At 61.2% G+C, this 25,999-nt stretch carries 22 protein-coding genes; 8 read left to right on the top strand and 14 right to left on the bottom strand.

Annotation, left to right across the window (positions count from 1 at the left end; translation table 11 throughout):
- Positions 1 to 57: 57 nt before the first annotated feature.
- Positions 58 to 1,137 carry a quinone-dependent dihydroorotate dehydrogenase gene (locus AB4Z15_RS14190; protein ID WP_442017774.1) on the bottom strand — a complete coding sequence of 360 codons (1,080 nt, stop codon included), beginning with the start codon at positions 1,135 to 1,137 and terminating at the stop codon, positions 58 to 60.
- A gap of 68 nt (positions 1,138 to 1,205) precedes the next feature.
- Here AB4Z15_RS14190 and AB4Z15_RS14185 point away from each other — a divergent pair, with 68 nt between their 5' ends.
- Genes AB4Z15_RS14185 through AB4Z15_RS14175 form a run of 3 tightly spaced genes read left to right on the top strand, consistent with a single transcriptional unit; the run spans position 1,206 to position 4,972 of the window.
- On the top strand, positions 1,206 to 2,885 hold the full coding sequence (locus AB4Z15_RS14185; protein WP_442017773.1) for an FAD-binding dehydrogenase: 1,680 nt from the start codon (positions 1,206 to 1,208) through the stop codon (positions 2,883 to 2,885).
- Between the two features lie 9 nt (positions 2,886 to 2,894).
- Entirely contained in the window at positions 2,895 to 3,902 is a 1,008-nt protein-coding gene (locus AB4Z15_RS14180) for an alpha/beta hydrolase (protein ID WP_442017772.1), read from the top strand.
- On the top strand, positions 3,899 to 4,972 hold the full coding sequence (locus AB4Z15_RS14175; RefSeq protein WP_442005662.1) for an alpha/beta hydrolase: 1,074 nt from the start codon (positions 3,899 to 3,901) through the stop codon (positions 4,970 to 4,972). Before AB4Z15_RS14180 ends, AB4Z15_RS14175 begins: the two co-directional genes overlap by 4 nt.
- A 34-nt stretch (positions 4,973 to 5,006) precedes the next feature.
- On the opposite strand, the gene AB4Z15_RS14170 is transcribed toward AB4Z15_RS14175, so the two are convergent.
- The 3 genes from AB4Z15_RS14170 to leuA form a co-directional block, all read right to left on the bottom strand.
- On the bottom strand, positions 5,007 to 5,831 hold the full coding sequence (locus tag AB4Z15_RS14170) for an isoprenyl transferase (RefSeq protein WP_442017771.1): 825 nt from the start codon (positions 5,829 to 5,831) through the stop codon (positions 5,007 to 5,009).
- 2 nt (positions 5,832 to 5,833) lie between these two features.
- Positions 5,834 to 6,589 (bottom strand): DNA repair protein RecO, encoded by a 756-nt coding sequence (gene recO, locus AB4Z15_RS14165; RefSeq protein WP_442005664.1) that lies wholly within the window; start codon positions 6,587 to 6,589, stop codon positions 5,834 to 5,836.
- A gap of 85 nt (positions 6,590 to 6,674) precedes the next feature.
- Positions 6,675 to 8,414, bottom strand: a complete 1,740-nt coding sequence (gene leuA / locus AB4Z15_RS14160; protein ID WP_442005665.1) for a 2-isopropylmalate synthase — start codon at positions 8,412 to 8,414, stop codon at positions 6,675 to 6,677.
- Between the two features lie 251 nt (positions 8,415 to 8,665).
- Here leuA and AB4Z15_RS14155 point away from each other — a divergent pair, with 251 nt between their 5' ends.
- Positions 8,666 to 10,618 (top strand): M13 family metallopeptidase, encoded by a 1,953-nt coding sequence (locus AB4Z15_RS14155; RefSeq protein WP_442017770.1) that lies wholly within the window; start codon positions 8,666 to 8,668, stop codon positions 10,616 to 10,618.
- Positions 10,619 to 10,714: 96 nt separating this feature from the next.
- Here the strand turns inward: AB4Z15_RS14155 and AB4Z15_RS14150 are convergent, their stop codons facing one another.
- From AB4Z15_RS14150 to AB4Z15_RS14130, 5 genes are all read right to left on the bottom strand, one after another.
- Entirely contained in the window at positions 10,715 to 12,286 is a 1,572-nt protein-coding gene (locus tag AB4Z15_RS14150; protein ID WP_442017769.1) for an LCP family protein, read from the bottom strand.
- Between the two features lie 103 nt (positions 12,287 to 12,389).
- Positions 12,390 to 13,385, bottom strand: a complete 996-nt coding sequence (era, locus tag AB4Z15_RS14145) for a GTPase Era (protein WP_442005668.1) — start codon at positions 13,383 to 13,385, stop codon at positions 12,390 to 12,392.
- Positions 13,336 to 14,667, bottom strand: coding sequence for a hemolysin family protein (locus AB4Z15_RS14140; protein WP_442017768.1), 1,332 nt, complete (start codon positions 14,665 to 14,667; stop codon positions 13,336 to 13,338). Before AB4Z15_RS14140 ends, era begins: the two co-directional genes overlap by 50 nt.
- A complete protein-coding gene (ybeY, locus tag AB4Z15_RS14135) occupies positions 14,664 to 15,137 on the bottom strand; it encodes an rRNA maturation RNase YbeY (RefSeq protein ID WP_224090475.1) in 474 nt (157 codons plus the stop codon). The genes AB4Z15_RS14140 and ybeY overlap by 4 nt, the downstream gene beginning before the upstream one ends.
- Positions 15,134 to 16,219, bottom strand: a complete 1,086-nt coding sequence (locus AB4Z15_RS14130) for a PhoH family protein (protein WP_442017767.1) — start codon at positions 16,217 to 16,219, stop codon at positions 15,134 to 15,136. Before AB4Z15_RS14130 ends, ybeY begins: the two co-directional genes overlap by 4 nt.
- A 443-nt stretch (positions 16,220 to 16,662) precedes the next feature.
- Here AB4Z15_RS14130 and AB4Z15_RS14125 point away from each other — a divergent pair, with 443 nt between their 5' ends.
- Complete coding sequence (locus AB4Z15_RS14125) at positions 16,663 to 17,535, top strand: GerMN domain-containing protein (protein WP_442017766.1); 873 nt, start codon at positions 16,663 to 16,665, stop codon at positions 17,533 to 17,535.
- A 46-nt stretch (positions 17,536 to 17,581) separates the two neighbouring features.
- Here the strand turns inward: AB4Z15_RS14125 and AB4Z15_RS14120 are convergent, their stop codons facing one another.
- Genes AB4Z15_RS14120 through hrcA form a run of 3 tightly spaced genes read right to left on the bottom strand, consistent with a single transcriptional unit; the run spans position 17,582 to position 20,551 of the window.
- Positions 17,582 to 18,355 carry a 16S rRNA (uracil(1498)-N(3))-methyltransferase gene (locus tag AB4Z15_RS14120; RefSeq protein ID WP_442017765.1) on the bottom strand — a complete coding sequence of 258 codons (774 nt, stop codon included), beginning with the start codon at positions 18,353 to 18,355 and terminating at the stop codon, positions 17,582 to 17,584.
- A 2-nt stretch (positions 18,356 to 18,357) separates the two neighbouring features.
- Entirely contained in the window at positions 18,358 to 19,485 is a 1,128-nt protein-coding gene (gene dnaJ / locus AB4Z15_RS14115) for a molecular chaperone DnaJ (protein WP_431115348.1), read from the bottom strand.
- 58 nt (positions 19,486 to 19,543) lie between these two features.
- On the bottom strand, positions 19,544 to 20,551 hold the full coding sequence (gene hrcA / locus AB4Z15_RS14110) for a heat-inducible transcriptional repressor HrcA (RefSeq protein ID WP_442005673.1): 1,008 nt from the start codon (positions 20,549 to 20,551) through the stop codon (positions 19,544 to 19,546).
- A 174-nt stretch (positions 20,552 to 20,725) separates the two neighbouring features.
- Between hrcA and AB4Z15_RS14105 the strand changes: the two genes are divergently transcribed.
- Together AB4Z15_RS14105 and AB4Z15_RS14100 are read left to right on the top strand one after the other, a co-directional pair.
- Positions 20,726 to 21,577, top strand: coding sequence for a DUF3097 domain-containing protein (locus AB4Z15_RS14105; RefSeq protein ID WP_442017869.1), 852 nt, complete (start codon positions 20,726 to 20,728; stop codon positions 21,575 to 21,577).
- A 135-nt stretch (positions 21,578 to 21,712) separates the two neighbouring features.
- Positions 21,713 to 22,126 (top strand): DUF4870 domain-containing protein, encoded by a 414-nt coding sequence (locus AB4Z15_RS14100; RefSeq protein ID WP_159699313.1) that lies wholly within the window; start codon positions 21,713 to 21,715, stop codon positions 22,124 to 22,126.
- Positions 22,127 to 22,156: 30 nt separating this feature from the next.
- Here AB4Z15_RS14100 and hemW read toward each other — a convergent pair whose 3' ends face one another.
- A complete protein-coding gene (hemW, locus tag AB4Z15_RS14095; protein ID WP_442017764.1) occupies positions 22,157 to 23,386 on the bottom strand; it encodes a radical SAM family heme chaperone HemW in 1,230 nt (409 codons plus the stop codon).
- Entirely contained in the window at positions 23,387 to 25,240 is a 1,854-nt protein-coding gene (gene lepA, locus AB4Z15_RS14090) for a translation elongation factor 4 (RefSeq protein WP_442005675.1), read from the bottom strand.
- 204 nt (positions 25,241 to 25,444) lie between these two features.
- Between lepA and AB4Z15_RS14085 the strand changes: the two genes are divergently transcribed.
- The gene (locus AB4Z15_RS14085; RefSeq protein ID WP_442017763.1) at positions 25,445 to 25,984 is read left to right on the top strand and encodes a type II toxin-antitoxin system PemK/MazF family toxin; all 540 of its coding nucleotides are present in this window, start codon (positions 25,445 to 25,447) and stop codon (positions 25,982 to 25,984) included.
- Positions 25,985 to 25,999 lie beyond the last annotated feature (15 nt).

Genomic DNA, 25,999 nt, shown 5'->3' with positions numbered 1-25,999 from the left:
ATTGTCGCCTTCGTCCAGGCTCCTGGATGGAGGCCCCGGACCAACGGCAGCCCTGGCCTAGCGGGAGTTACGCTTCCGGATCTTCGCCAGGCCCTTGTTGATGCGTGATGCCCAGAACGGGCCCTCGTAAAGGAACGCGGTGTAGCCCTGCACCAGGGTTGCCCCTGCATTCAAACGGTCCTGGACATCCTGCGCTGACTCCACGCCACCCACGGCAATGAGTACGAGCTGATCTCCCACGGCGTCCTTGAGTCGTCGCAGGACCTCCAGGGATCGCTGCTTCAGCGGGGCACCAGAAAGCCCGCCCGCTCCCAGTGATCCAACCTTCGCGGCATCAGTGGTGAGCCCCTCACGGGCGATGGTGGTGTTGGTGGCGATGATGCCGTCCAGCTTGAGGTCAAGCGCAAGCCGGGCGACGTCGTCGATGTCCTCATTGCTCAGGTCAGGCGCGATCTTGACCAGGAGGGGAACATGGCGGCCAGCAGCTTCATCTGCTGCATCTCCCACGGCCCGTAGCAGCGGCCGAAGAGTTTCCACGTTCTGGAGCAGCCGTAGTCCCGGCGTGTTGGGCGAACTGACGTTGACCACCAGGTAATCGGCGGCGGGAGCGAGGCTCCGGGCGCTGACGAGGTAGTCTTCTGTGGCCTCATCCAGCTCAACAACTTTCGTCTTACCGATGTTGACACCAATCACGGGTCGTACGTCGGCATGCAGGCGCTGCAGTGCAGCTTTCGCCGACTTGAGCCGCGGAGCAACTGCTGCTGCGCCATCGTTATTGAAGCCCATGCGGTTGATGACGGCGCGGTCCTCAATCAAGCGGAACAAACGCGGCTTTTCGTTGCCCGGCTGCGCCTGACCGGTGATGGTTCCGACCTCTACATGGCCAAACCCAAGATCGGCCAACGCTTCGATTCCGTGGCCTTCCTTGTCAAAGCCGGCCGCCAAGCCGAAGGGAGAGGGGAACGTCAACCCAAAAGCCTCAGTTCGAAGGGAAGCATCCGGAGCTGTGATCCTGGCAAGAACCCGGCCTGCACCGGTGCGGTGGGCCGCCCGGATCGCTTGAAAGCCGATCTTGTGTGCTTTCTCGGCATCCATCCAGGAGAAGGCGAGCTTGAAGAAGGTGGGGTAAACACGCATGGTCCTAGTTTTCCGGTTTACGGACAACACACCAAACCCGTGACCTTGCCTGCGGCTAGCATGTACGCATGCCGCTACAAGATCGTGATGCAGATCATGGGAATCGAATCCTCGCCGACGTCATCGTTGTAGGTGCGGGCTTGTCCGGGCTGGTAGCGGCAGCAACCGCCTATGCGGCAGGTAAGCGCGTGGCGATCCTGGACCAGGAACCAGCGGCATCCTTGGGTGGACAGGCGCATTGGTCCTTCGGTGGCCTGTTCATGGTTGACACCCCGGAGCAGCGCCGGCTCGGTGTCAGGGATAGCGCTGAATTGGCGCTCTCGGACTGGGTGGCCTCCGCAGGCTTTGACCGACCACACGATGCGATGGCGCGGCAGTGGGCCGAAGCGTACGTCGAGTTTGCATCCGGTGAGAAGCGCGCCTGGTTGAAGAGCCTCGACGTCGGCATCTTCCCTTTGGTTCAATGGGCAGAACGCGGGGGTTACGGCCCCCAGGGACACGGAAACACGGTTCCCCGATTCCACGTCACGTGGGGAACGGGCCCCGCCCTCGTGGAACCGTTTCTGGCCAAGGTCCAGGAAGGTGTCCAGGCCGGGAGGGTATCGCTGCACTTCCGGCATAGAGCTACTTCGTTGACGACGACGGCCGGCCGGGTGGCGGGTGTCTCGGGCCAGATACTGGAACCCTCGACGGCGGTGCGCGGCCAAGCGTCCTCGCGAGCCGCCGTCGGGGGTTTCGACGCCAAGGCAGGCGTTGTGGTCGTGACGACAGGCGGCATCGGCGGCAATCACGAGACGGTGCGTCGCCAGTGGCCGGGCAACGCCGCGCCGGCCGACCTGCTCAGCGGCGTTCCTGCTTCAGTGGACGGTGATTTCCTTCCTGTTGCGGAATCTCTCGGTGCAGCACTGGTAAACGGTGACCGCATGTGGCACTACCCCGAGGGAATCCACAATTACGATCCCGTGTGGCCCAAGCACGGCATCCGCATCCTGCCCGGTCCGTCATCCCTATGGTTGGATGCCGAAGGGCGCCAATTGCCTGCGCCCCTGTTTCCGGGCTTCGATTCCCTTGGCGCGCTTCGCCACATCGTCGCCACCGGTCACAGCCATTCATGGTTCGTCCTGAACCGCACCATTGCGCTCAAGGAACTTGCGCTTTCAGGATCCGAGCAGAACCCGGACCTGACGGGGAGGGACGTGTCACTGCTCGTTTCCCGACTGAAACCAGGCAGCGATACTCCCATACAACGTTTCCTGGACAAAGGCATCGACTTCATTCAGGGATCCTCACCCCATGACCTTGCCGGAAAGATGAACGCACTCACGGGGAATCAACTGATCAGCGCTGACCGCTTGGAGGCGCTGGTACGGGCCCGGGACCTTCAAGTGTCCAGCGGGCTGGGCAAGGACCCCCAACTGGCTGCTATCCGGGCGGCCCGCCGTTTTGCCACTGACAAACTGATGAGGGTGGCTCCCCCACACCGCTTGGCGGATCCTGCCCATGGGCCGCTCATTGCCATCAGGCTGTCCGTCCTCACCAGGAAGAGTCTGGGAGGGCTGCAGACCGACCTCCGATCCAGGGTCCTGGATCAGGAAGGCCGAGTGATCCCGGGCCTTTACGCTGCAGGTGAAGCGGCGGGCTTCGGCGGAGGCGGTATCCATGGGTACAGGGCGCTGGAGGGAACCTTCCTGGGTGGATGCCTTTTCACAGGGAGGTCCGCGGGACGCGAAGCCGCGGCGGATGTCTAAGCTGAAGGCATGGAGTGGTCGGCGGATATCCTCGGAATGGACTTCCAGGCATGCGCCCTGGACGTGGAAGGACCTGACGGTGTGGTGCGACGGGCAACCTTGGTCCGTCACAGGCCGGAGTCGATGACCCCGGAGGCCGAGGCAACTCGTGGCGCATTGCTGTTCCTGCATGGCTGGAGCGACTACTTCTTCAACGTGGAACTCGCCAGGTTTTGGGCAAGGCACGGCTATGACTTCTATGCATTGGACATGCACAACCACGGAAGGAGCCTGACTTCAGGTTCGCCGGGCGGATACGTGGCCAACCTTGGGGACTACGATGCCGAAATCAGCCGTGCCCTCGAGGTCATCCACAGCGAAAGCCCGGGACCTCGCCTGAACGGCGTTGCCATGATGGGCCATTCCACCGGGGGCCTCATCGCAGCGCTGTGGACGAGCAAGCACCCAGGCCAGGTGCAACACCTGATACTTAACAGCCCTTGGCTTGAAATGCATGGCAGCTCGATTGTCAGGCGGGCCGCGCAAGTCATGGTGGGACCCATTGCCAGGGTCCGGCCCGAGATGGTTTTAAGGCTGCCGGAGCGTGGGTTCTACTTCCGTAGCATCAGCAATACCGCCGAGGGCGAATGGCCGCTGGACGAAAAGTACCGGCCTCCCCTGGCCTTTCCCGTCAGGGCAGGTTGGCTGAGCGCCGTCCTGGCCGGCCATTCACAGGTTGCACGCGGCCTGGACCTGGACATCCCGGTCCTGGTCCTGACATCGGCTGCCAGCGCCAACGGAATGGTGTGGCAGGAGTCCATGCGACGTTCGGATGCGGTGCTGGACGTGGGCATTATCGCACTGCGTGCCATGGCCTTGGGTCGCAGCGTGACCCTGGAGAGAGTGGATGGCGGGCTGCATGATGTCTTCCTGTCCGCACCCAAGGTCAGGGCAGATGCCTACGCGAGGCTTTCACGATGGATTCGCGGGTACATGGAAAGTGAGTTGCCGCAGGTACGGCAGGAAGGGGACGCATGACCACCACTGAAGAATCGGTATCTCTGTGGCAACCGGACATCCTGGGCACCGGATACGAACGTCTGGAACTTCCCCTCTCCCCTGACGAGGAAGGACCGGTCAAAGCCACACTCGTCAGGCATGCCCCGCCAGTTACGGCCCCAACTCCTCACGGCATCCTCGATTTTCTATCCTCCTTCACACAACGCAAGCGACGTGAGGCGTCCATGGATCCCACGGGGGCGCCGCGGGTGGTCCTCTACCTGCACGGCTGGGCTGACTACTTCCTGCAGACCGAACTCGCCGAGTACCTGACGGCGTCCGGCTTTCATTTCTACGCGCTGGATCTTCGGAAATTTGGACGGAGCCTGTTGCCCGGTCAGACACCCGGATACACCACTGACCTGGCTGTCTACGACGAAGATATCGAGGCGGCCTTGCTGGAGATCGAACGGGATGTTGTGGCCAGGACCAACAACCCAGCATCACCGACCATTCATATGGTCGCGCACTCCCTGGGCGGGCTGATTGCTTCGTTGTGGGCTGACCGCCATCCACGCCGGATCGGGTCACTGGTCCTGAACTCCCCTTGGCTGGAGCTTCAGGGCAGCAGCCTGGTTCGCAGCATCGCCATGCATCTGGTGGAGCCCTTCGCGCGAACCGACCCCAAGCGTCCGTTCAGGTTCCCCGAAATGCCTGCGTACTGGGAGAGCGTCAGCAACCAGGCCCACGGCGAATGGGTGCTGGATTCTGTCTGGCGGCCGCGGGCCTCATTCCCCATCCGCGCTGGTTGGACGAAGGCAGTGCTTGCCGGCCACAAGGCGGTGGAGCGAAAACTGAACATAGACGCCCCGGTCCTGGTCCTTTTATCAGGCCGGACCAGGATCCAGTCCGAATGGACAGCAGACCTCATGAGGGCCGACGCCGTGATCGACGTCGAGGAGACATCCCGGCGCGCCTTGGGCTTGGGCAGGCGAACTGCTGTGTTCCGCTACCCAGGGGCACTGCACGACATCTTCTTGTCGCGAAGGACCATTCGCCAACAGGCTTACCGTGACGTGTCGGTCTGGCTTTCGTCCTACCCGTATTGAAGTAGCAGGACCATGTTGAAGTGGCAGACCCCTGCTAATTTGCGGTTGGCGCCGCATCTATCGCGCCACCGTAGCGCCGGTCACGCTTTGCGTAAATCTCGACGGCGTCCCAGAGCGTGCGCCTGTCAACGTCAGGCCACAGGGTGTCCATGAAGACGAATTCAGCGTAGGCGGACTGCCACAGCAGGAAGTTTGACAATCTCTGCTCCCCGGAGCTGCGCAGGAAGAGGTCTACGTCAGGAAGGTCTGGCTCGTCCAGGTACTTCTGGATGGTCTTTTCCGTCACCGATCCCGGCTTGAGCCGCCCGGCGGCAACGTCCACGGCAATGGCCGAGACGGCGTCGGCGATTTCCGCCCGCCCGCCGTAGTTAACACACATGGTCAACGTGCAGGTGTCGTTGGCCTTGGTAAATTCCTCGGCCTCTTCAAGCTCACGAATCACCGAACCCCAGAGGCGCGGCCGTCGACCGGCCCAGCGGATACGGACTCCCCATTCATCGAGTTGGTTCCGTTGGCGACGTAGCACATCCTTGTTAAATCCCATCAGGAAGCGGACTTCCTCCGGGGATCGTCGCCAGTTCTCCGTGGAAAACGCATACACGCTGACGTACTTGATGCCTAGTTCGATGGCTCCGGCCATCACGTCCAACAGTGCAGGCTCACCGGCCTTGTGCCCTTCAATGCGGGGCAATCCCCGCTGGTTGGCCCAACGGCCGTTGCCATCCATGACAATGGCTACGTGCTGCGGAATAAGTTCACTTGGAATGCTGGGCGGAACGGCACCTGAAGGATGTCCGTAAGGGGCCACTACGGGCGAAGTCCGCACCCGGGTTGTCTTGCTCTTCTTGCCAAGTGCCACAGTCAGCTTCGCTCCACGTGTTTAAGTGATTTCAAGGCGCGTTCCAAATGCCATTGCAGGTAACTGGCCACCAGTCCGGCTGCTTCGCGTCGATGTCGCGAATCCGAGGCGTCAGCTACGCTCCAATCCCCAGTCAGGAGGGCTCCCAACAACACCACGGTCTCCGGTGCCGGGGCCGGGGAGCCGGGAGGGCGGCACTCGCTACACACCATACCCCCCAATGGCGCGGCAAACGCCGTGTGCAGTCCGGGCCTGCCGCACCGGGCGCAGTCAGTAAAGCTCGGCGCCCACCCGCCAGTGGCCAACGCGCGCAAGAGATAGGAGTCCAGAATAAGTTCCGGAGCATGGTCCGAGCGGCTGAGCGCCGCCAGGGCACCCACCAAGAGGTTGTACTGGGCGGTGCCGGATTCGGCGTCCGCGTCCGTAAGCTTCTCGGCCGTCTCTGTCATGGCAGCAGCTACAGTAAAACGGCCATAGTCCGCTGCGATGCTGCTCCCATAAGCGCCTTTGGCCACAGCCTGGGTAACGATATCCAGAGTTCGGCCCGAGATGAGCTGCAAGTCCGCCACCATGAACGGTTCCAGGCGGGCGCCGAAACGGCTGGTGGTCCTGCGCACACCTTTTGCGACCGCACGTACTTGCCCGTGATGCTTGGTCAGCAGGGTAATAATCCGATCTGCCTCGCCCAACTTATGGGTGCGGAGCACAACGGCATCGTCCCGGTAGGACCGTGCTGCAAATGAGGAGGGATTGGCCACAACTAATCTTCGCACTAAGCCAGTGGCCAAGGAGGACCACAAGCCGTGTGGTGACGGTATTTCCCGTCACCACACGGTCCAGGCGTTAGGCCCGGGCGTCCCGAACTGCCCGGTTTACGGCAGAGATGAGTGCTTTCAGTGAAGAAGTCGTGGTGCTGGGGTCGATTCCCACGCCCCAGAGGACACGTTCGCCTACCGCGCATTCAACATAAGCAGCCGCGCTTGCGCTGCCGCCTTCTGATAGGGCATGTTCGCTGTAGTCGAGCACACGAACATCAACACCGTCATGGTGCAGGATGTCCAGCAGCGCGGCGATTGGACCATTACCGTGGCCGGTCCTGCGAACCTCTACGCCATCAATCCGCAGGTTCGCGTTCATGGTCATGGCGCCGGATTCATCCGTTTCAGTGCTTACGCTGCCCAGGGAGTACCGGCCCCACTGGGCTTGTTCCTCATCGGAGGGCAGGTATTCGTCCTGGAAGATCTGCCAAAGCTGCGCACCGCTGACCTCGCCGCCAACAGCATCTGTCCGGCGCTGGATAACGCCGGAGAATTCAATCTGGGCGCGCCGCGGCAGATCGAGGTTGTGCTCGTTCTTCAGCAGGTAGGCGACGCCGCCCTTGCCGGACTGCGAGTTGACCCGGATGACAGCTTCATAGCTTCGGCCCAGGTCCTTGGGATCAATAGGCAGGTAGGGAACCTGCCAAGTGAAGTCATCCACGGGTACGCCTGCTGCGGCAGCATCCTTCTCGAGTGCTTCGAAGCCCTTCTTAATGGCGTCCTGGTGCGATCCCGAAAAGGCAGTGAAGACGAGGTCGCCACCATAGGGCGAACGTTCGGGAACCGGCAACTGGTTGCAGTACTCAACCGTGCGGCGGATCTCGTCGATGTCTGAGAAATCGATCATCGGGTCCACGCCCTGGACAAACATGTTCAGGCCCAGGGTGACGAGGTCAACGTTTCCGGTGCGCTCCCCATTACCAAACAGGCAGCCCTCAATGCGGTCTGCTCCAGCCAGGTAGCCGAGTTCCGCGGCAGCAACGCCGGTACCGCGATCGTTGTGCGGGTGCAGTGAAATGATGATGCCGTCACGGGGATGCAGATTGCGGTGCATCCACTCAATGGAGTCCGCGTAGACGTTGGGAGTTGCCATCTCCACCGTGGCCGGCAAGTTGATAATGACCTGCTTGTCCGCTGATGCTTCAAAAACGTCTGCAATCGCATTGCACACCCGGGCTGCATACTCCAGCTCGGTTCCGGTGAAAGACTCCGGCGAGTACTCGTAGGTGATGTGGGTATCGGTCAGCGTCTCTTCATACTTCTTGCACAGGCGGGCACCCTGCAGGGCAATATCGAGGATGCCGTCCTCGTCCTGGTTGAAGACAACGCGGCGCTGCAGCACAGAAGTGGAGTTGTACAGGTGCACGATCGCCTGCTTGGCACCCACCAAGGACTCGTAGGTCCGTTCAATGAGGTGTTCACGCGCCTGGGTGAGGACCTGGATGGTGACATCGTCCGGAATATGGCCGCCTTCGATCAGCTGCCGAACGAAATCAAAGTCGGTCTGGGATGCGGAGGGGAAGCCAACCTCGATCTCCTTGTATCCCATGTTGACCAGCAGCTGGAACATCTTCAGCTTGCGCGCCGGGCTCATGGGATCGATCAGCGCCTGGTTGCCATCGCGCAGGTCCACTGCACACCAGCGTGGGGCCTTGGTGATGACTTTGTCCGGCCACGTACGATCCGGAACCTCGACAGTGATCTGGTCCTGGAACGGCAGGTAGCGGTGAATCGGCATACCGGAGGGCTTTTGTGCATTACGCATGTCGTGTTGGCCTTTTCTCTAAGATCTAAATGAAAGCTTAGCCGGGCACAACTAAACTCCGCGGCGAGGGTGGCCCAGCTTTCAGATAGCTTTCAGGCCTCGCCGCGGCAGCTAAGAAGAAGCATTCCCGCACGCACAAGTTCACAGTAACACGGTGCGTATGATGACATTGCAACACCTCATGCAAAGTCCACTATGCAGACGCAGCGACGGTGGCAACGCCGGCTGCAGCGTTCATTCAAGGAGCCACAGTGCCACAGTCGGGGATCACTCTTTCCAACATAGATCACAGCGTCCGGCCGCAGGACGATCTCTACCAGCACGTCAACGGTGCATGGCTGAACAGCACGACGATCCCTGACGACCGCCCGCTGGAAGGCACCTTCACCGCTTTGCGGGACGAGGCAGAATTGGCTGTCAAGGCGATCATCGAGGAAGCCGCAAACAAGGGAGCATCAGCCTCCGGCATCGAACAGAAGGTCGGCGGACTCTACGCGAGCTTCATGGATGAGGCCGCCGCAGAGGCGAAGGGACTCGAACCCTTGCAGGAGCGACTGGAGGAAGTCCGGTCAGTGGGTTCGGTGGAGGAATTTTCGACGTTGCTGGGCCGCCTGTTCCGATGCGATGTGTCCGGTTTGTTCTCGATCTACCCGGCACCCGACGCCGGAAACCCGGAGCGGATTCTTCTGTACATCGGCCAGGGCGGCCTCGGACTCCCGGACGAGTCCTACTATCGCGACGAAAAGTTTGCGCCGATTGTGGCCTCCTACGGTGAATACGTCGCGAAGTTGTTCGGCCTCGCCGGAGTTGCAGACGCGGAAGCCGCGGCTGGCCGCATCGTTGCCTTGGAAAAGGCCCTCGCGTCCCACCACTGGGACAACGTCACACTTCGGGATCCCCAAAAGACGTACAATCTCAAAACGGCGGAAGAAGCAGCGAAGCTGTTCCCCCTGCTGGATACCTGGTTTGAGGCCGGCCGTGTCGATGCCGGCAAACGCGGCGAGATCGTGGTCAGCACGCCGGACTTCTTTGCCGGCGCCGCAGCGCTTCTGGAATCGGAACCCCTCGCCGTCTGGAAGGAATGGCTGACCCTGAGGGTACTCAGCTCAGCCGCGCCTTACCTTTCTTCGGAGTTTGTGGACACCAACTTCGACTTCTACGGGACCACCCTCAGTGGCACCCCACAAAACAAGGAGCGCTGGAAGCGCGGCGTGGCCGTCGTCGAAGCAGCACTTGGCGAGGCAGTGGGTCAAATCTATGTGGAGCGCCATTTCCCCGAGGGGCACAAGGCCAGGATGCAGACCCTCGTGGCCAATCTGATCGAGGCCTACCGGGACAGCATTTCTTCCCTTGAGTGGATGGGTGAGGACACAAAGGCTGAAGCCCTTAAGAAGCTGGACGCATTCCGCCCCAAAATTGGTTTTCCTGAGAAATGGATAGACTACTCCGCTGTTGAGATCGACCCCCATGACCTCCTGGGTAACGTAGAGCGGGCCCACGACGCCGACGTCGATCGCCACCTGGATGAAATCGGCAAGCCGGTGGACTTGGACAAATGGCTCATGACGCCACAGACAGTGAACGCCTACTATCACCCGATGCTGAACGAAATCGTGTTCCCCGCCGCCATCCTCCAGCCGCCATTCTTCACTGCAGAAGCGGACGACGCAGTGAACTACGGTGGCATTGGTGCTGTAATCGGACATGAGATCGGCCATGGATTCGATGACCAGGGATCCCAATTCGACGGAAGCGGAGCCCTCCGCAATTGGTGGACCGAAGAGGACAGGACGGCCTTCGAAGCCCGCACGGCAAAGTTGGTTGCCCAATTCGACGCGCTATCTCCCTACGCCGCACCTGACCACAAGGTCAACGGCAAACTGACGTTGGGTGAGAACATCGGTGACCTGGGCGGCCTCACCATTGCGTATAAGGCCTACCTGCTCAGCCTCGATGGTGCCGAGCCTGAGGTCTTGGACGGTTTCACAGGCCAGCAACGGTTCTTCATGTCCTGGGCTGCCGGCTGGCGCCAGGTGATCCGAACCGAGGAAGCGATCCGCAGGCTTGCTACGGATCCGCACTCCCCCAATGAGTTCCGCACGAATGCCATTGCCCGGAACCTCGACGCCTTCCACGAAACCTTCCAGGTCAACGATCAAGACCGGATGTGGATGGCACCTGAGGACCGCGTCAGCATCTGGTAAAGCCACTACGACGAATGGCCGGACCCCGTGGATGAATCGGGTTCCGGCCATTCGTCTTTATCCTGCCTTTGCAGCCAATCACCGCTGCGATGACTGTTATTGGGTGATGTAGAGCGGGTTCACCTGTTGGCACACTGCTTCTTTGGCCGTCTGGTTGACTACATCAGGTGGAACAGAGGCCGCCCCATAGGCTGTCCCGGTCGCAAAGTCCGTGCCTACGTAGAGCTGCACGCCCGAAACTCCCTTGGCTTGCTGAACCTGTGCCGCCGGGATACCGAACAGCGCGGCAACGTCGGTAGCAACGTCGGCGAAGTCCGGACCGTAGTAGACCACGGTCTTCTCCACTGGGTTGGCCAGATACGAAACGGACTGTGTAAATCCATTGCCGGTCAAGGTGGCCAGGAGTTCCTGCGCCCTGGTCCCAACCCCGCTGCCGTTGGCGACTGCTACCGGCTGGATGGCTTTGTTGTAGGCCGGGACTGCAGGGGCAGCAGTAGTAGGCGCCGTGGATGGAGTACCGGCCCCAGGCTCTGTTGGAGCCGGGCTTGACGTTGCTCCGGGGTTTGTCAGATCCAGATCTGCGCGAAGGGCCGCAAAAAGCTGTGATGCCTGGGGCTCAACGAGCTCCAATCGGTTAGGGTCCAACGCGGCTGGCTGGGTGGGGACAGCAACAAAGGCGACTTTGGAGACATCAATGTCCTTCAGCCTTCCACCAATGGTCAGCAGCGATGGCACAGACGCCAACCCCTCGTCGACGGTCAGGTTTTGCGTGACGACGTCAGCGATCTGCAGGAGCCTCTGGGGATTGCCGAGCGTGCCGTCGGCCTTCAGCTTCCGCGTCAGTGATGAAAGAAATGCCTGCTGGCCCTTGATTCGCCCGAGGTCGCCACCGTCTCCAAAGGCATGCCGGGTGCGCAGGAATGCCAGGGCCTGCTCGCCTTCAACCTGGGAGTTACCCTTCGGCAAACGAAGATGGGAGTCGGGATCAAAGACGGGATCGCTGACACAAACATCCACTCCGCCCACAGCCTTGGACAGTTCCTTCACCGCATTGAAGTCGGCCATCATGAAGTGATCTATTTCCAGGCCGGTGAGCTTGTTGATGGTGTCCACGGCACAGCCGATTCCGGCTTCTGCCATGGCTTCGTTGATCATCACGCCGCTCCGCGCGGGGAACGTCTGGTTGTTGGTGTGGTCCGTGCACTGGGGCACATCCACCAGGAGGTCACGTGGGAAACTCATGACGCTGACACGTTTATTGTCCGCAGAAATGTCCAGCAGCATCATGACATCCGAGTGGCCGTAGCCCGTGGAATCGTCCGCGTTACCATACTGGGAGTTTTTCCCATCACGGGTATCCGACCCGAGGATAAGGATCTGCAGTCGGTCCGACTTGTCATTGACTACCGCATCATTACTATCGCGCGATTCTGCCGCGGATAGCGGGGCCTTGGTGATGTTGGTCTGTAGACGGATAAACCAGAAGGCCGCAAAAGCAACGCCGGCAACGAGAGCCACTGACACGATGCCGGTAACAATCTTTAGCCACAACGGGAGGCCCTTGGGCGCGTTCATGTGGCGCGGAGTTCCCTCGGGGTCCTCCCCATGGCGCGCCGCATCAGGAGCAGCGGTGCCGGGGCCCAGCGGGCGGGCGTCACGACGTCGCACTATTCGGTTACCTTTCCTCAAACACGTGGATCCCCGCAATCATAGTGGCGGATTCTGGGAAGTTCCTTATCGAGCCCGGGCCACGCCGTTGCCGTGACGCCGGTCAGAAGCCGAGTTTCACCAATTGCTTGGGATCACGCTGCCAGTCTTTGGCAACCTTGACATGCAAATCCAGGTAGATCCTTGTTCCCAGGAGCGTCTCGATTCCCTTACGCGCGTTGGTTCCGACCTCACGCAGCCTGCTGCCACCCTTACCAATGATGATGGCTTTCTGCGAAGGCCGCTCCACGTACAGATTGACGCGGACATCCAGCAACGGGTTGTCCTCCGTACGTCCTTCGCGGGGCACGATTTCCTCAACGACGACGGCAAGGGAGTGGGGAAGTTCATCCCGGACACCTTCGAGTGCGGCTTCACGGATGAGTTCAGCAATCATGACGGCCTCGGGCTCGTCCGTCAGCTCACCATCCGGGTAAAGGGGCGGCGACGAGGGCATATGCCCGATAAGTACGTCGGCAACGGTGGATACCTGGAAACCGTCGGCGGCAGAAACGGGAACGATATCCGCCCAGCCTTGTTCTCCGAGGACTTCACGGCCCAATGCGGCAACAGCGAGCAGCTGCTCGGTCAGGGCCTGACGGTCCACGAGGTCAGTTTTCGTCACAAGGGCAACAATGGGCTTGCGGCCAACGGCAGCGAGCTGCGCGGCGATGTACTTATCGCCGGGACCGATTTTTTCGTTGGCCGGCAAGCAGAAGCCGATAGCGTCCACCTCGGACAACGTGTCAGCCACGAGGTCGTTGAGTCGCTTTCCCAGAAGCGTACGTGGCCGGTGGAGGCCCGGTGTATCAACCAGGATCAGTTGTGCGTCCTCGCGATGGACGATGCCACGAATCGTGTGGCGCGTGGTCTGCGGCTTGGCAGATGTAATGGCCACCTTCTGCCCTACCAACGCATTTGTCAGCGTGGACTTACCCGCGTTGGGGCGGCCAACGAGGACCGAGAATCCGGCGTGGAAGCCACCGAAATCGTCATCGGCGTCGAATTTCTTATTTTGCTTGCTCACGTGGAACTCCCTGTTGCGTTGTGTCGGCCTCATCGAGAAGGTCTTCAAAGTCAGTGTCTTCCTTTGGCATGGCTGCCGCAATGATGTGGCTGACCCGGTTTCGGCGACCCTCAAGCCTATCTGCCTTTAGCGACACACCGTTCACTTCAACGGAGCTCCCGACGATCGGAACCTGGCCGAGAGCCTTGGCAAGGAGGCCGCCAACGGTGTCCACTTCGTCGTCGTCGAGGTCGATATCGAACAGTTCCCCGAGGTCATCGATGCTCATGCGGGCACTGACACGGTAGGTTCCGTCGCCCAGGTCCACCGCTTCTTCGGCCGCGGAATCGTACTCGTCAACGATCTCTCCCACGATTTCTTCGATGAGATCCTCCAAGGTCACCAGGCCGGCGGTGCCGCCGTACTCATCGATGACGATGGCCACGTGGGTGGATTCCTTCTGCAGTTCCTTCAAGAGGTCGCTCACGGGCTTGGATTCCGGGACGTACCGAACGTCCCGGGCGAGGGAATCGACGTCGTGCGGTTGCAGTCCGGGTTCGCCGCGATGCATCGCCGCGGCAACGTCCTTGAGGTAGAGAATGCCGCGGATCTGATCCGAGTTCTCGCCAATGACCGGTATCCGGGAGTAGCCGGAGCGGAGGAAGAGTGCCATGGCCGCTTCAAGGTCCGAACCCGTCCCGATGCTGACGATGTCCGTGCGCGGAACCATGACCGAGCGAACCAAAGTATCGCCGAAGTCAAAGACCGAGTGGATGAGCTCTGCCTCGTTGTCTTCGATCATGTCCGATTCCGCCGCCCGGTCCACGAACTCGCGGAATTCTTCCTCGCTGACAAACGCGTCATCACCGCCGGGGGCGCCGGGCGCGACTGCGCTCCCCAACGCGACAAGCCAGCCGGGAATCGGTCCGAGGATCCAGCAGAGGAACCTGATCAGCGGGGCGGTAAAGCGGACGATGGGGCCCGAATGCGCGCGTCCCAGCTGCCGGGGCGAGACGCCAACCAAAACGAATCCGATGACAGCCATGATGCCGGTTGCCGCCAATCCGGCAAGCCACACGTTGTCCAAAAAACTGTGCATGACGACAGCGACGGCGACCGCTGCCGCCATCTCGAACCACACGCGCCAGAATCGCAGGGCACGCATATGAGCGACCGGCTTCTTGAGGATGCTCCCCAAAGCTTTGCCCTTGCTGCGGACTACCGATTGTTCAGCTTCGTGCCGGGGCAGGAAATTGAACGCAGCCTCGGCTGCGGTCAGCAAGGCGACGAAACTGAGGAAAACCAGCGCCATGCCGACCAGGATGAGCGAGGTCACTGCATGGTCTCCATGGGGGCATCCTTGCCCAGGAACTCAGACAGCAACTCACGCTGCAAACCGAACATCTCTTCCTTTTCCTCCGGTTCAGCATGGTCGAAACCAAGCAGGTGGAGGATGCCGTGCGTGGCGAGCAACAGCATTTCGTCCTGGGTGGTGTGTCCGGCGTTCCGCGCCTGCACCTCGGCCACCTGGGGACAAATGGCTATGTCTCCGAGCATTCCCTGCGGCGTGGGCTTGTCAGGTGTCCCCGGCGTCAACTCATCCATGGGCACCGAGAGCACATCCGTGGCTCCTGGTTCGTCCATGAGCTCGATGTGCAGCTTCTCCATGGCGGGTTCATCCACCAGGAGGATGGACAGCTCAGCCTGCGGATGGATGTAGAGGCGCTCGAAGATGAACCGCGACAACGTCACCAGTTGGGCTTCGTCCACCTCTACGCCGGATTCGTTGTTGATTTCAATGCTCATTTTCGTTCTCCACGTTTGTGATGTGTGCCGGCTGCCCCATCGGTACGGTGCGCGTCATCCCACCTGCTGTAGGCGGAAACGATGTCTGCAACCAAACGGTGCCGGACGACGTCCGCAGCCTCCAGGATGGAGAAATTGACGTCCTCGATCCCACTGAGGATTTCCCGTACGATCCGCAGTCCGGAGGTGGAGCCAAAAGGCAGGTCGATCTGCGTTACGTCTCCTGTGACAACCATCTTTGAGCCGAATCCGAGGCGGGTCAGGAACATCTTCATCTGTTCAGGAGTGGTGTTCTGGGCCTCGTCCAGGATGATGAATGCGTCATTGAGCGTCCGTCCACGCATATAGGCCAACGGTGCGACTTCAATGGTGCCGGCAGCCATCAGCCTGGGAATGGACTCCGGATCCATCATGTCGTGCAAGGCATCGTAAAGCGGCCGCAGGTAGGGATCGATCTTGTCGCTCAGCGTTCCCGGCAGGAAACCCAGCCGCTCCCCCGCCTCAACAGCGGGTCGGGTCAGGATGATCCGGCTTACTTCCTTGAGTTGGAGGGCCTGCACGGCCTTGGCCATGGCGAGGTATGTTTTGCCAGTACCTGCCGGGCCAATACCGAAGATCACTGTGTTGGCATCTATGGCATCCACATAGTTCTTCTGATTCAAGGTCTTGGGCCGGATGGTTTTGCCGCGGCTTGAAAGAATGTTGTGGGTAAGGACATCCACGGGATTCTGGACCGACTGTGTCCTCAGGAGGGAAACGAGCTGCTGCAGGACATCAGGGGTAACGACCGTTCCCCTGGCTACCAGTCCGCGGACCTCTTCAAGGAGGCGCATGATGCGCGGGATGACCGTGGACGGACCGGACATGGACAATTCATTGCCGCGAACGTGGAAGTTGACGTCCGGGAACTGCTCCTCGATGTAGCGCAAGGCTTCGTCATGGCTGCCCAATGAGTGAACCATCTGATCGGAGTTGTCGAACGTGACGATTTCCGTGCGCGTGCCCGGTAAGGTGTGCGGGAACTCGGTGGTGGCTGGGTTCCCGTTTCCGGTCCGCAGCCGCCCATTCAGGGATTCACTCATAGTGGTGGCCGTACGGCCTCTTCTCCTCCGGTCGGATAACAGTTGGTCCATCGTTTCGACAACGGGACTGGCTCAACCGCCAGGCCATATGCCGGAATGCCTTCAATCCTACGCCAGCCCGGCAGACCTCGGGCGTTCGCCCGCGGATCCTCTGCCGTATCCTCCCCGTGTCCTCCCCGCGGGGCGTCCGTCGGACGCGACATTTTGTCTCAACTCGGCATCAAGCGGGTATCAATCCTGTTTCAGTTGCTGCCAGTGCCCGCAAACCCGGCCAGCCGCCGTCGACGATATGCCAAGCTGGCAGAGCGGGTAGTCAAACTACGCGCGTTCGACGGGCCAGCGACAACCACCGGCTACCAAGGCAAGGAACCCCCATCGCGCAGTCAGTAAGCCATCAGCCCGGCGGGCGAAAGCGGAAAAAGTCCGCCGTCGCAGCGCCTGCGATGCTTGCTGTCCTTTTGCTGACCGGCTGTATCGCCAACGGCGGACCCACTCAAACTACGTCCAGTGCGCCGCCAGTCAGCGTCCAGGAAGCTCCGGCCAGCAACGCTCCCCTGGAGACCACCCAGGCGTCCACTAAGATCCCGGTCTACTGGATTGGGCGGAGCAAGGAAGATGTCTACCTCTACCGCGAATTCAGGGACATCTCCGGCGATGGAAACCCCGTCACCACTGCGCTGCGCATTATGATGGCCGAAAAGCCGTTGGACCACGACTTCTTCACCCCGTGGCAGGACCCTGGCAGCCTGGCAACATCCATCTCGGGCAAGAACGTGATCACCGTTGATATTTCCCGGGATGCCTTCAACTCCAACCTTGATGCCGGCATGGCGCAACGGGCTGTACAGCAGCTGGTCTACACTGCCACGGCAGCAGCCTCGTCGTCAGGCCTGCTCAACTCCGGGCAGCAAATCCAAGTGGTCATCCTGGTCGACGGTCACACTGATTTCATGGCCTTCGGCCAGGTACGGCTCGGACAACCAATGGCCAGGGACGCTTCCTTGGTGGCGCCACTATGGATCATCGACCCGCAGGAGGACACCTCGCTCCCGGCCGGCGTGGTCAAGTTCAATGGCCGCAGCACTGACAGCTCCAAGCCGGTCAGCTGGCAGATCCTCCGGGACAACGGCAATGGCGAAAAGGCCAGCCTGCTGACCGGCCAGACAAAAGCCACAGGAGAGCCGGGACAATTCGGCGTCTTCTCCTTCAATGCGACACTGAAACCAGGGAAATACGAATTGCGCGTGTCCCAGGTTCAGGACTCCGGGCAAGCAGACACATCCACCACCGATACGCGACTTTTCAGCGTCGGCTAGAGCCGGCGTCGCGCCTTAGCTGGCGTTGTCTGGAAGGCGACACAGCCTACCAGCGGCCCAAGACGTCGGAGGCGAGTACGACGGCGGCGGGTCCCGCCGTCGAAGACCTCAGGACGTGGTGGCCCAAGAGCGCCGTGACCGCCCCGGCGTCGCTGAGGCGGGTTACCTCGCGCGGAGAGATGCCACCTTCGGGCCCCACGATCAAGAGGACTTCACGCGGCGAGGCCAGCGCGCCACCCTCAGCCACGACCGGCGCCTCAAGCACGGTCCGCAAGGGGTTCTTGGCGTCCTCGTGAAGGATCACGGCCAGATCTGCGGCAGCAACAGCCTTTGCCAAAGCCGCGGAATCCAGGATAGGACGCACCTCCGGTATCCACGCCCGCCGGGCCTGCTTCGCCGCGGCAGTGACTACAGACTGCCACTTCGCGTGGGCCTTGGCAGCGCGATCCCCCTTCCAGCGGACGATGGATCGCTCAGCCTGCCAGGGGATCACGGCGTCTATGCCCAGTTCGGTGGCAGTTTCAATGGCCAACTCGTCACGGTCACCCTTGGCCAACGCTTGGACCAGCACCAAACGCACGTCCGGCTGATCTTCGAAAACTACCTCGGATGCCGTGACGGACAAACTTCCAGGGCCAACTTCTGCAACCGTGCCTGTCAAGCGGGCTCCTGCGCCATCGGCGATGTCCACGGACTCACCGACAGTGAGCCTCTTCACGGTAACGGCATGCCGGGCTTCTGCACCGTCGATGACGAACACAGCGCCCGGCTCAACTCCGTCCAGGCTCCCGGCGGGCGTGAAGAAAACGGGGTTGCTCACCGCTACAGGTTACCGAGCTTGTCCCGCAGCTTGGCGAACATGCCGCCGCTGGCCACGAGTTTGCCTTCGCTGAACTGCTCGCCGCGCAACTTGGCAAGCTGCTGCAGGAGCTCTTCCTGTGCCGGATCCAGCTTGACCGGTGTCTCAACGTGCAGGTGCACCTTGAGATCGCCGCGGCCGTAGCCCCTGAGGTGGGTAACGCCCAAGCCGCGAAGCGTGATGACCTCGCCGGACTGGGTGCCGGCCTTGACGTCAATCTCCTGGGGCCCGTCGAACGTTTCCAGGCTCAGTTCCGTGCCCAAGGCGGCGGCTGTCATCGGAACGCTCAGTGTTGCGTGCAGATCGTCGCCTTCGCGGATATAGGTGGAGTCATTGTTGACGCGGATCTCTACGTAGAGGTCGCCCGCAGGTCCGCCAGCTGGTCCTGCTTCGCCCTGTCCGGAGAGTTGGATGCGCGTACCTGTCGCAACACCGGCAGGAACCTTGATGGTGAGGGAACGACGGCTGCGGATACGGCCCTGCCCGTTGCACTCGTTGCAGGGATCCTTGATGACCGTACCGAAGCCCTCACAGGAACCACACGGCGCCGTGGTCATGACTTGGCCCAGGATGGATCGAACGGCCCGCTGGACTTGGCCGCTGCCGCCACAAATGTCACAACGCTCGGGATGCGTGCCGGGCCGGCAGCAGCTGCCATCACACGTGGGGCAGACGACTGCCGTATCAACTTCGAGCTTCTTGTTGACGCCAAACACGGCGTCCTTGAGGTCGATGCGGACACTGATGAGTGCGTCCTGGCCGCGGCGTACGCGGGAAGCCGGACCAGCGTGCCCGCCGCCACCGCCGAAGAAGGTGTCGAAGATGTCCTGGAACGCGAAGCCCTGGCCGGAGTAGCCGCCACCAAAGCCGTTGTCAGTGCCATTCTCGTTACCGGTGGCATCATAGACGCGGCGCTTTTGGGGGTCGGACAGCACTTCGTAAGCATGCGTCACGGCCTTGAACTGCTCCGCGACATCCTCCCCCGGGTTGACGTCCGGGTGAAGCTTTCGCGCCAACTTGCGGTACGCCTTTTTGATCTCTTCCCCGGTGGCTTCCGGCGAGACTCCCAAAACGTCATAGTGGCTGCTCAAAGTCTGTATCTCTTCCTTGTTATACGGTTACACGGCGATTCTTACCTCGGGGCTTGCGTCAGCCGCCGAGAATGCGGGAAAGGTAGCGGGCCACGGCGCGCACGGCAGCCATGGTGGTGGGATAGTCCATCCGGGTTGGTCCGAGGATTCCCACCTTGGCACCGGAGCCGTACCCCGTTGCCACGACCGACGCCTCGGCCAAGCCGTCGTAAGGATTCTCGCGCCCGATGCTCACTGTCACGCCGCGGGGATCATCCCCCATATCGGACAACAACCGAAGCATGACAACTTGTTCCTCAAGAGCTTCCAGCACTGGCCCAATGCTCAACGGGAAATCGACATTGGAGCGGGCAAGGTTGGCTGTTCCGGCCATGACGATGCGCTCTTCACGGCTGGTGTCGCTGAGGGCCTGGAGACCATGGGCAAGATGCTGCGCGAGTCCCCGAAGCTCCGGCGGGCACAGCGCCACTACGGAAGGCAACACCTGCGGCAGCAGTGCCAGCTGGGTTCCCGCGATGCTTCCCAGGAACCGGGAGCGCAGGGCCATCAACGCCTCATTACTTACATCGGAGCCAGCCTCGATGACCTTCTGGCCAACGCTTCCAGTATCTGCGATGAGCACCACGAGCACCTGCTTTGGCGCCAGGAGGACAAATTCAACGTGACGGACCAGGGCACGGTTGGAGTGCGGGTACTGAACGACGGCGACCTGGTTGGTCAGTTGCGACAGTAGCCTGACCGTGCGCTCAAGGATGTCATCGAGGTCGTCCGGCCCTTCAAGGAGCGAGTGGATGGCTCGACGCTCCGCGGCGGACAACGGTTTGACCTGCGAGATGCGGTCCACGAACAGCCGATAGCCCTTGTCCGTGGGGATGCGGCCTGCGCTGGTATGCGGCGCTGCGATGAGGCCTTCTTCTTCCAGAACAGCCATATCGTTCCGGATGGTGGCGCTGGAAACGCCCAGATGGTGCCGCTCCACAAGTGCCTTGGATCCAACAGGCTCACGGGAATGCACATAATCCTCAACGATTGCGCGCAGCACTTCAAGCTTGCGTGGCTCACTCATTGCAACACCTCCTGACGACTGTCCGGGCCTTTATCGGGACGGATAAACAGCACTCACTTAGCACTCAACATGCCCAAGTGCTAACAAGTCTAGTATGAGCCAGCACGTTGCTAGCATTGAAACCGCCCGCGGGAGTTATTCCCAGCACAACCAGCACAGAGGGGTATGAAGTCCTTGGCTTTCGATACGTGGGGCCCGCAGGATCTGTCCGCTCCTGCCAAACGCCAACTCCCCGAGGTAGCCGTCCAGCGCGGGATGGTCCTTGAAGACGTTCAGTCCGGCTGGGTGGGCGAAGTCACACGGGTGGAGAAATCGGGGGGAATGCACATCGTCTCCCTTGAGGACAGACGTGGCAAAACCAAGTCGTTCCAACTCGGGTTCGGTTTCCTGCTTGAAGGGCAGGCCATCCGTCTCATGCCTCCGGCAGCAAAGGCTCCTGGTTCGCCTGTGCGGTCGGGTCGAACGGCATCCGGGTCCGTAAGGGTGCTGGGCCATCGTGCACAGGTGGCCAAGGCGAGCCGTATTTGGGTGGAAGGCAAGCACGACGCCGAACTGGTGGAGAAAGTCTGGGGCGACGACCTCCGCATTGAGGGCATCGTCGTAGAGCCACTCCACGGCGTGGACGACCTCAAGTCAGCTATCGCCGCATTCTCGCCCGGGCCAGGGCGCAGGCTCGGAATCCTGGTAGACCACCTCGTGGCAGGCTCAAAGGAATCACGCATCGCCGCAGAAGCCATGACGGTGCCCGGAGCCGCCGGAAACGTCCTGATCGTCGGCCATCCGTATATAGACGTCTGGCAAGCCATCCGGCCAAAAGTGCTGGGTATTGAGCGGTGGCCGGAAGTTCCACGAGGCACTGACTGGAAGACCGGGATACTGACCGCGTTCGGCTGGCCGCACGAAACCGCCGAAGACATTGGACTCGGCTGGCAGCGCCTGCTTGGTGCGGTACGCAGCTACGCCGACTTGGAAGCGTCGCTGCTGGGACGGGTGGAGGAAGTCATCGATTTCCTCACCACTGCCTGACGGTCCTGTCCTGAATTACGTTTCCTCAATGCACTTTTCGCAGGGACGTAACGGGGCGTTGGTCCCGGGATGACCCGGAACCCAGTATTCTGGGACAGCAACACTGCAGCATCTTTACAGCAAAGGGAAGACACCGTGGCAGAGAACGCTCCTGAAGAACCGGGCAGCGCCGCAGGCCAGCCCCAGTACCATGGCGCGCCCGCAAACGCACTCCCACTGACGGCAAGCGAAGACCGGCAGTGGGCCACCCTTGCGCACTTCGGGGGAATTCTGGGATGCCTGCCGTCCCTGTTGATCTATCTCATCTTCCGTGATCGCGGGCCATTTACGGCGCAGGAATCCAAGGAAGCACTGAACTTCACGCTTCCTCCGACCATCGCGGCAGTCCTGGCAAATATCCTGGTTCTGCTTCCCGTGGTGGGCAATATCTTTGCAGTCATCGCCACGGGCATCTGGGTAGCCCTGACGTGCTTCTCAGTCTCGGCTGGTATCCGCGTCAATCACGGACAGCCCCACCGCTACAAGCTCAACCTGCGCTGGATTAAGTAGTCCAAGGCTTCCATCGGATTCTGCCGACGATTAGTCCGGCAGAATCCTGCGCACCACGGCGTCGGCCAGGAGTCGGCCCTTAAGGGTAAGAACCAGGCGCCCCTTGAAGGCCGCACCCGGATCCACGAGTTCTTCAGCGATCAGTCCTGCCATCGCATGGCGGCCAACTTTGTCCAGCGCATCAACGGACAGACCTGTACCGAGCCGGGCCTCAAGCATGATGCGCTCGACTTCCCGGGTTTCGGCGTCAAGGGTTTCCCTGCCAGCTGCCGGCGAGTCTCCTGCAGCCAGACGGTTGGCGTAAGCGGTGGGGTGCTTGACGTTCCACCAGCGGACACCGCCCACGTGCGAGTGAGCGCCCGGACCGATCCCCCACCAGTCATCGCCCCGCCAATAGGCAAGATTGTGACGGCAGGCCTGTTCAGGCGCTTTCGACCAATTGCTGACCTCGTACCATGTCAGCCCGGCTTCCGAGATCAATTTATCGGCGAGCTCATATTTCGCGGCGTGGTCGTCGTCGTCAATTCCGGGAACTTCGCCGCGGCGGATTTGGGCCGCCAGCTTTGTGCCGTCTTCCACGATCAGGGCATAGGCGCTGATGTGATCGGGTTCGTAGGACAGGGCGGTCTCAAGGGACAGTTGCCAGTCCGCCATCGACTCTCCCGGCGTGCCGTAGATGAGGTCAAGGCTAACGGCCAGGCCCGCCTCGCGCGCCCACTGGACCACCAGCGGAACGCGGCTCGGGGTATGGGTCCGGTCCAGCACTTTGAGGACGTGCGGTACCGCGGACTGCATGCCGAAAGAGACGCGCGTAAAGCCGGCATCCGCCAGCACCTGGAGCGACTCGGGCGTTACGGAGTCGGGGTTGGCTTCGGTGGTCACCTCGGCGCCCGGTTCAAGTCCCCACTGCACGACGGCGGCACGAAGGATACGAGCCAAGTCCTCGGCAGGGAGCAACGTGGGTGTCCCACCACCGAAAAATACAGTGCTCAGTGGGCGCTTCGGCAGACCGGAGGCATCCATAGCGGTGGCTGCAAAGTCCAGTTCAGTGACAGCCGTGCCTGCGTAAGCATCCTGCGACGCCCCACCACCCAGCTCGGTGGCCGTGTAGGTGTTGAAGTCGCAATAACCGCACCTCACCGCGCAGAAGGGGATGTGCACGTACAGGCCGAACTTGCGGTGCTCGACGCCGATCAGCACCTGCGGAGGCAACAAACCGTCCGCAGGTGCAGGGTCGCCCAAAGGGAGGACGCTGGGCATTTACTTCTTTGCCTTGTCCTTGGACTCGTCGGTGGTCAGCGCAGCGATGAAAGCTTCCTGAGGCACTTCAACGCGGCCCACCATCTTCATGCGCTTCTTGCCTTCCTTCTGCTTCTCGAGCAGCTTGCGCTTACGGGTGATGTCACCGCCGTAGCACTTGGCAAGAACGTCCTTGCGGATGGCCCGAATGCTCTCGCGGGCAATAATGCGAGATCCGATGGCAGCCTGGATGGGCACCTCGAATTGCTGACGCGGGATGAGTTCGCGCAGCTTGCCGGTCATCATGACACCGTAGGCGTAGGCCTTGTCACGGTGGGTGATGGCACTGAAAGCATCCACCTGCTCGCCCTGGAGCATGATGTCCACCTTAACGAGGTCGGCAACCTGTTCGCCGTCGGCCTTCCAGTCCAGCGAGCCATAACCGCGCGTCTTGGATTTGAGGATGTCGAAGAAGTCGAACACGATTTCCGCCAAGGGCAGGCGGTACCTGATTTCCACACGGTCCTCGGAGAGGTAGTCCATACCACCCATAACGCCGCGGCGGCTCTGGCACAGCTCCATGATGGCGCCAACAAACTCGTTCGGTGCCAGGATGGTGGCTGAGACCATAGGCTCGCGGACCTCGGAGATCTTGCCTGTGGGATATTCGCTGGGGTTGGTCACGTGGATCACCTTCTTGTCCTCCAGCGTTACCTCGTACTCCACGTTGGGAGCTGTGGAGATGAGATCGAGGTTGTACTCGCGCTCAAGACGCTCACGGGTGATTTCGAGGTGGAGCAGACCCAGGAAACCAACACGGAAGCCAAAGCCCAATGCGGCGGACGTCTCGGGCTCATAGACCAGAGCGGCGTCGTTAAGCATCAGCTTCTCGAGGGCATCGCGGAGCACGGGATAGTCAGTTCCATCAAGAGGGTACAGACCCGAGAAAACCATGGGCTTGGCATCGGCGTAGCCGCTGAGCGACTCCGACGCCGGCTTGGCGAGGTTGGTCACGGTATCGCCAACCTTGGATTGGCGGACGTCCTTAACACCGGTGATCAAGTAGCCGACCTCGCCCACACCCAAGCCCTTGGAAGGTGTGGGCTCCGGGGAGCTGACGCCGATTTCCAGGAGTTCGTGAGTGGCGCGCGTGGACATCATCTGGATCCGCTCACGCGGGTGCAGCATGCCGTCCACAACGCGAACGTAAGTGACCACGCCGCGGTAGGTGTCATAGACGGAGTCGAAGATCATGGCCCGGGCAGGAGCATTGGCATCGCCCACGGGAGCCGGGAGGTCACGGACAATTTTGTCCAGCAACGCTTCCACGCCTACTCCGGTCTTGCCTGAAACCTTGAGGACATCTTCCGGGTCTCCGCCAATAAGGTTGGCCAGTTCCGCCGCATACTTCTCAGGCTGGGCTGCCGGGAGGTCGATCTTGTTCAGCACCGGGATGATGGTGAGGTTGTTCTCCATCGCCAGGTAGAGGTTGGCAAGCGTCTGGGCTTCGATCCCCTGTGCTGCGTCAACCAGCAGCACAGCGCCTTCACAAGCTGCCAGGGAACGCGAAACCTCGTAGGTGAAGTCGACGTGGCCAGGAGTATCGATCATGTTCAGGGCGTAGCTGGTGCCATCGAGTTCCCACGGCATACGCACTGCCTGGGACTTGATGGTGATGCCGCGCTCACGTTCGATATCCATACGGTCCAGATACTGGGCCTTCATGTCGCGCTGTTGAACGACGCCGGTGTACTGCAGCATGCGGTCGGCCAAGGTGGACTTACCGTGGTCGATGTGGGCAATGATGCAGAAGTTCCGGATGATGGCCGGATCTGTTGCGGCGGGCACCGGTGCGGTGCGGGCCATGGGAGACACGCAGGATCCTTACTGTCGACACTCACACGGCAAATCCACCGGCTGGGCAAAGGCCAGCCGGGACACGCCGCGCATCTGATCCTCTAGTCTCCCACGAACCAGCGGTTCACCGTACATTCCCTGACGGAGCAGTACATTCCGGGAGGACTCGATTGAAACGTCGGGCACCTTGGCTTGGACGACCGTCGCTGTAGCGTTGTCCGCATGGCTTTGGACTTGCGCCCACTGGGCAAACTCATCCTTCGATCCCTCAAGGCGCTCGGCGGCAGCAGTACTGGTAGGAAGAACGCTCCCGCTGGTTCCCCTCGGCAGCGAACCCGGCAACCCGCCGTCGGGCAACAACAGGGCGCCTACCCCGGCGACTTCACCGGCGTGACGAAACTGCACTACTCCCCCAAGCCGGATGGCCGGCCGGATCCCGGTGAAATTGTGTGGACCTGGGTTCCCTTTGAAGAGGACTTCTCGCAGGGCAAGGACCGCCCGGTGCTGTTGGTTGGCAGGGATGGCGAATGGCTCCTGGGCCTCATGCTGACATCCAAGGACCACGACAACGGCAGGCGGGCTGGAGATTACGTTGATGTTGGGGTGGGGCAATGGGACCGTCAAGGGCGCCCCAGCGAAGTCAAGCTTGACCGCGTGATCCGGGTGAGCCCCCAGGCGATCCGGCGCGAAGGTGCAGTCCTCGGCAAGCCAGCGTTCCTTGAGGTTTCCCAGGCCCTGAGGGATCGTCACGGCTGGAACTAATCACCGTTCCACACT

It is taken from the genome of Paenarthrobacter sp. 2TAF44, from assembly GCF_052114885.1.
In the GTDB taxonomy this organism is placed as follows: Bacteria; Actinomycetota; Actinomycetes; order Actinomycetales; family Micrococcaceae; genus Arthrobacter.
This window is presented reverse-complemented; position numbering and strand designations above follow the sequence as displayed.

Excerpts from the sequence above, each read along its gene's own strand:
- AB4Z15_RS14180 (WP_442017772.1), top strand. The coding sequence starts at position 2,895 with ATGGAGTGGTCGGCGGATATCCTCGGAATGGACTTCCAGGCATGCGCC.
- AB4Z15_RS14175 (WP_442005662.1), top strand. The coding sequence starts at position 3,899 with ATGACCACCACTGAAGAATCGGTATCTCTGTGGCAACCGGACATCCTG.
- ybeY (WP_224090475.1), bottom strand. The coding sequence starts at position 15,137 with ATGAGCATTGAAATCAACAACGAATCCGGCGTAGAGGTGGACGAAGCC.
- hrcA (WP_442005673.1), bottom strand. The coding sequence starts at position 20,551 with ATGAGTGAGCCACGCAAGCTTGAAGTGCTGCGCGCAATCGTTGAGGAT.
- AB4Z15_RS14185 (WP_442017773.1), top strand. The coding sequence starts at position 1,206 with ATGCCGCTACAAGATCGTGATGCAGATCATGGGAATCGAATCCTCGCC.
- AB4Z15_RS14125 (WP_442017766.1), top strand. The coding sequence starts at position 16,663 with ATGCTTGCTGTCCTTTTGCTGACCGGCTGTATCGCCAACGGCGGACCC.
- leuA (WP_442005665.1), bottom strand. The coding sequence starts at position 8,414 with ATGCGTAATGCACAAAAGCCCTCCGGTATGCCGATTCACCGCTACCTG.
- AB4Z15_RS14190 (WP_442017774.1), bottom strand. The coding sequence starts at position 1,137 with ATGCGTGTTTACCCCACCTTCTTCAAGCTCGCCTTCTCCTGGATGGAT.
- hemW (WP_442017764.1), bottom strand. The coding sequence starts at position 23,386 with ATGCCCAGCGTCCTCCCTTTGGGCGACCCTGCACCTGCGGACGGTTTG.
- AB4Z15_RS14085 (WP_442017763.1), top strand. The coding sequence starts at position 25,445 with ATGGCTTTGGACTTGCGCCCACTGGGCAAACTCATCCTTCGATCCCTC.
- AB4Z15_RS14130 (WP_442017767.1), bottom strand. The coding sequence starts at position 16,219 with ATGAGTGAATCCCTGAATGGGCGGCTGCGGACCGGAAACGGGAACCCA.
- era (WP_442005668.1), bottom strand. The coding sequence starts at position 13,385 with ATGAGGCCGACACAACGCAACAGGGAGTTCCACGTGAGCAAGCAAAAT.